Here is a 4298-nt window from a genome sequence, read left to right on the forward strand (position 1 = left end):
AGCTTAATCCACCCAATCGCGATGGACCAAGGTTTACGTTTCGCAATCCGTGAAGGTGGCCGTACAGTAGGTGCTGGTGTTGTTGCGAAAATCATCAAATAATTGATGTATTAACTGTAACAAGTTAGATTAAGAAGGCGTATCGAAAGATGCGCCTTTTTGTTTTTTATCAATGAATGTCATTTTTATGATAGAAAGTGCGGTCAAAAATCGAGTTGTTTTGGTATGATACAGATTAATTTTTTATACGGGTGTTTTTATGCAACAACTTCCATTTAAAGCCGTTGTTTCTGATCTTGACGGTACATTACTCAATACCAATCATGTAATTGGTGATTTCACAATTGAGATATTAAATAAATTAGAACAAAAAGGTGTTGATATTATTTTAGCGACAGGCCGTAATCACACGGATGTTTCTTCTATTTTAGGTAAGATTGGAGCGGAGCATGCTGTAATGATCACTTCCAATGGCGCGAGAGTACGCGACCTAAAAGGTAACCTTATTTATAGCAATAGCCTTCCAGAAGAAATCGTACTTGAGTTGTATAAAATCCCTTTTGATCGTACCAAGATTTGTATCAATACTTATCAAGATGATGGTTGGTTTATCAATATAGATGTGCCTGAATTAGCAAAATATCACAAGGATTCAGGTTTCATGTATGAGGTGGTTGATTTCACAAAACATCATGGAAGAGGAACTGAAAAAGTATTTTTTATTGCTCGTGACCCGAAAGATCTTGTGGAGCTGGAAGATTATCTTAGAACGCATTTTGGTGATAAAGCGACGATTGTTTATTCCGCTGTGACTTGCTTAGAGGTCATGAATAAAAATGTATCTAAAGGTGATGCATTAGCTCATCTATTAGAAAATAGAAATTATGGATTAAAAGATTGTATTGCTTTTGGTGATGGTCAGAATGATGTTGAAATGCTTTCTTTGGCTGGTAAAGGTTATGTGATGGCAAATGCTGATCCTCGTCTGAAAGAAGCTTGCCCTGAATTGGAAGAGATCGGGTTTAATAAGGACGAAGCAGTGGCCAAACATTTAGCTGCACTTTTTGGTATTAAATAGATGTTTCAGTCAATTTTTCTGGTTAGTGCAGGTGCAGCGATCGGAGCCTCTTTACGCTGGGGATTAGGTCTATGGCTTAATTCCCTGTTTAGTTCACTTGCATTTGGCACACTTGTGGCGAATTTTATTGGCTGCTTTTTGATGGGGATTTTACTAGCAGCTTTTTGGACCTTCCCTCAATTTAGTCCTGAATGGCGATTATTCTTAGTGACGGGATTTCTTGGTGCACTCACCACCTTTTCTTCTTTTTCAGGTGAAGTAATAGAGCTCTTTTTTAAAGAAGAATGGGGAAATGGATTGTTCGTTTTAGTGAGTCATTTAGTTGGTTGTTTAATCTTTACAGTATTAGGGATTTATTTCTTTAGGCTCATCAGTCTTCTATTCCATTTCCGATAAAATCGCTAAATTCTTCAGAATAAAATCCATGAGAGAGCATATACTGCCAAATTTTTTGTTTGGTTTTAATTGGTTGAGGTTCTGCATAATTAGGAAACTTTTTACGTAAAATCTTTTTTGCAATTTCAGTCCAATTAATTTCACTTTCTACAAGAACTTCATTTATTACATCTGAAGATACACCTTTTAGTTGACGTAATTCTTGTTTGATACGATTTGCACCATACCCACGTTGCGAACGTGCGTATAAATAATTTTCAGCAAATCGCTTATCATTTTGCCAGTTTTTTTTCTGGCAGTGCGCTATCGTTTCATCGATCTCATCTTCCGTAAATGCTTTTTCTTGCATTTTATTGCGTAGCTCAAATTCGCTATATTCACGTCGAGCAAGTAAATTAATAACATAGCTCAAAGCAAGAGAAGACATAGAAATTCCTTGTAAGAGAAATACAGTTGAAATAGAAAGGCGATCAATTTGACCGCACTTTTAGTGATTAGAAATCGCTTTCTGCGTCATCATTAGATTGTTCAATATCAGCCATTAATGCTTGTTCAGGATTAGCGACCAATTCAGCGCGAAGCTTCGCTTCAAGTTCGTCTGATTTCGCAGGATTTTCATGTAACCATTTCATTGCATTAGCTTTACCTTGACCAATTTTTTCACCGTTATATGCATACCACGCACCGGATTTCTCAACAAGTTTATGTTTAACACCAAGTTCAATTAATTCGCCTGCTTTAGAGATACCTTCTCCATAAAGAATTTGGAAATCTACTTGGCGGAAAGGTGCGGCTAATTTGTTTTTAACTACTTTAACACGAGTTTCGTTACCAATGACCTCATCTCCATCTTTAACTGAACCAGTACGACGAATATCTAAACGAACAGAAGAGTAGAATTTTAGCGCGTTACCACCAGTTGTGGTTTCTGGGTTACCAAACATCACACCAATTTTCATACGAATTTGATTAATGAAGATAACAAGACAGTTTGCATTTTTGATTTGACCAGTTAATTTACGTAGTGCTTGAGACATCAGACGTGCTTGTAAACCCATGTGTGAATCACCCATTTCACCTTCAATTTCAGCTTTCGGGGTAAGTGCAGCAACCGAGTCCACAATAACGACATCTACTGCTCCAGAGCGCACTAAGGCATCACAAATTTCAAGTGCTTGTTCACCATTGTCGGGTTGGGAAACTAAAAGTTCTTTCACATCAACACCAAGTTTTGCTGCATAAATAGGATCAAGAGCATGTTCCGCGTCGATAAATGCACAAGTTTTGCCTACTTTTTGTGCTTGAGCGATAACAGATAAAGTTAAGGTTGTTTTACCAGAAGATTCAGGTCCAAAAATTTCAACAATACGACCCATTGGTAACCCACCAATACCAAGAGCGACATCAAGACCTAAAGAACCTGTTGAAACAGATTCTACATCAAGGGCTTGAGTATCGCCCAATTTCATAATTGAGCCCTTACCGAATTGCTTTTCAATTTGACCAAGTGCTGCAGCGAGCGCTTTTTGTTTTTCTTCTTGAGTTGCCATATAAAACCTTCTTGAATAGAGTTATCTAAATTTGGTTAGATTATATCTGTATTGATGTACAGTATCAAGAGAAAATTTTTTCCTTACTGAAAAAATGTGAACTAGATTCCAACTTTTAGAAATCGTTTATTTAAAATCAATTTGTTAAGTATATAAGTTTGGACTAATGTGATAGTCATGACCATATCAAAAATACTTATCATAAATATAGCGTTTATGATAATTACTTATAAGAATAATTTTAGTTATTATTGGTTGTTATTTGAGAATTTTCAATGGGTTTAAGTATCTAATTATAAAATTATTTTTCATTATCTAATTGCCTATTTGAAAATAAATTTTATATTTGCGATCTATCTCACAAAATTGAAAATTTCTATTCGTTACACTTAATTGATTATGGTATAACTATTCTATAGAAGTACTTCTTAGTTATAGATAAATAAACTTTACTCTAAGGGGAGCTTTAAAATGAAAATCTTACCGATACCTAATGATAATATTACCAAAGTATGTGATCTGCTAAATCAACTTATTGGCGATGTGACAAGTAAGAATCTATTTACGGGATATGGCTTGTTTCATAAACAAAAAGATATGTTTGCTGTTTGGGTAAACAATAAAGTTTACTTGCGAGCTAAGGATGAGCTTTCAATAAAATTAAAAGGACTTGGATGTAAATCTTTTACAACAAATGAACTCAATAAGCGTTTTGTATTATCTGATTATTATGCTTTAACCGAAAGTATCTTGAAGGACAACGTTCTAATGAGAACTTTGATTATTCTTTCAATTACTCAAATAAGGAAGGAAAAACTCGATCTTGCGCTATCTAAGATTGGACGAATCAGGGACTTGCCAAATTTATCGATAAAGTATGAACGGGCATTAAACAAAGTAGGGGTTGATAATGTTGATACTTTACGAAAAATTGGTGCTGAAAATGCGATTGTTCGTTTGAAGAAAGCGGATATTAGTGCAAGTGAAGCTTTTTATTGGCGACTTCGTGGAGCTTTGGAAAATCGTAATTGTGAGTTTTACACTGAAAAAGAGAAGGAAAGAGGGCTTAGTAAACTTAATGAAATACTCTCCGCAAATGGATTTAGACGTTGTAAACGAGCATCCAAAAAGGTTAGTTAGAGAGTATTACGCAAATGACTTCATGCCTAAAAAATAATCGGTTAATGAATTTTTTGTAAAAAAGCACTTGCAAAGAATTCTGAAATATCTATAATACGCCCCACACAACGACGCACTGTTGTGAAACGTAATAA

Annotated in this window: 6 protein-coding genes; 4 read left to right on the forward strand and 2 right to left on the reverse strand. The window is 35.2% G+C overall.

What is annotated here, in order from left to right; all coding sequences use genetic code 11:
- From ACXVWP_RS10960 to crcB, 3 genes are all read left to right on the forward strand, one after another.
- On the forward strand, nucleotides 1–102 hold a 102-nt coding region (locus ACXVWP_RS10960; RefSeq protein ID WP_077495063.1), incomplete at its 5' end, for an EF-Tu C-terminal domain-related protein.
- A 157-nt stretch (nucleotides 103–259) separates the two neighbouring features.
- Entirely contained in the window at nucleotides 260–1078 is an 819-nt protein-coding gene (locus tag ACXVWP_RS10965) for a Cof-type HAD-IIB family hydrolase (protein WP_128787947.1), read from the forward strand.
- On the forward strand, nucleotides 1079–1474 hold the full coding sequence (gene crcB, locus ACXVWP_RS10970) for a fluoride efflux transporter CrcB (protein ID WP_049369600.1): 396 nt from the start codon (nucleotides 1079–1081) through the stop codon (nucleotides 1472–1474).
- On the opposite strand, the gene recX is transcribed toward crcB, so the two are convergent.
- Both recX and recA read right to left on the reverse strand, forming a co-directional pair.
- Nucleotides 1449–1901 (reverse strand): recombination regulator RecX, encoded by a 453-nt coding sequence (gene recX, locus ACXVWP_RS10975; protein ID WP_128787948.1) that lies wholly within the window; start codon nucleotides 1899–1901, stop codon nucleotides 1449–1451. The genes crcB and recX overlap by 26 nt on opposite strands.
- A 67-nt stretch (nucleotides 1902–1968) precedes the next feature.
- On the reverse strand, nucleotides 1969–3024 hold the full coding sequence (gene recA / locus ACXVWP_RS10980; protein WP_014064545.1) for a recombinase RecA: 1056 nt from the start codon (nucleotides 3022–3024) through the stop codon (nucleotides 1969–1971).
- A gap of 471 nt (nucleotides 3025–3495) precedes the next feature.
- Here recA and ACXVWP_RS10985 point away from each other — a divergent pair, with 471 nt between their 5' ends.
- The gene (locus tag ACXVWP_RS10985) at nucleotides 3496–4164 is read left to right on the forward strand and encodes a TfoX/Sxy family DNA transformation protein (protein WP_128787950.1); all 669 of its coding nucleotides are present in this window, start codon (nucleotides 3496–3498) and stop codon (nucleotides 4162–4164) included.
- Nucleotides 4165–4298: the final 134 nt, after the last annotated feature.

Source organism: Haemophilus sp. SZY H56, assembly GCF_054332415.1.

Excerpts from the sequence above, each read along its gene's own strand:
- ACXVWP_RS10965 (WP_128787947.1), top strand. The coding sequence starts at position 260 with ATGCAACAACTTCCATTTAAAGCCGTTGTTTCTGATCTTGACGGTACA.
- crcB (WP_049369600.1), top strand. The coding sequence starts at position 1,079 with ATGTTTCAGTCAATTTTTCTGGTTAGTGCAGGTGCAGCGATCGGAGCC.
- recX (WP_128787948.1), bottom strand. The coding sequence starts at position 1,901 with ATGTCTTCTCTTGCTTTGAGCTATGTTATTAATTTACTTGCTCGACGT.
- recA (WP_014064545.1), bottom strand. The coding sequence starts at position 3,024 with ATGGCAACTCAAGAAGAAAAACAAAAAGCGCTCGCTGCAGCACTTGGT.
- ACXVWP_RS10985 (WP_128787950.1), top strand. The coding sequence starts at position 3,496 with ATGAAAATCTTACCGATACCTAATGATAATATTACCAAAGTATGTGAT.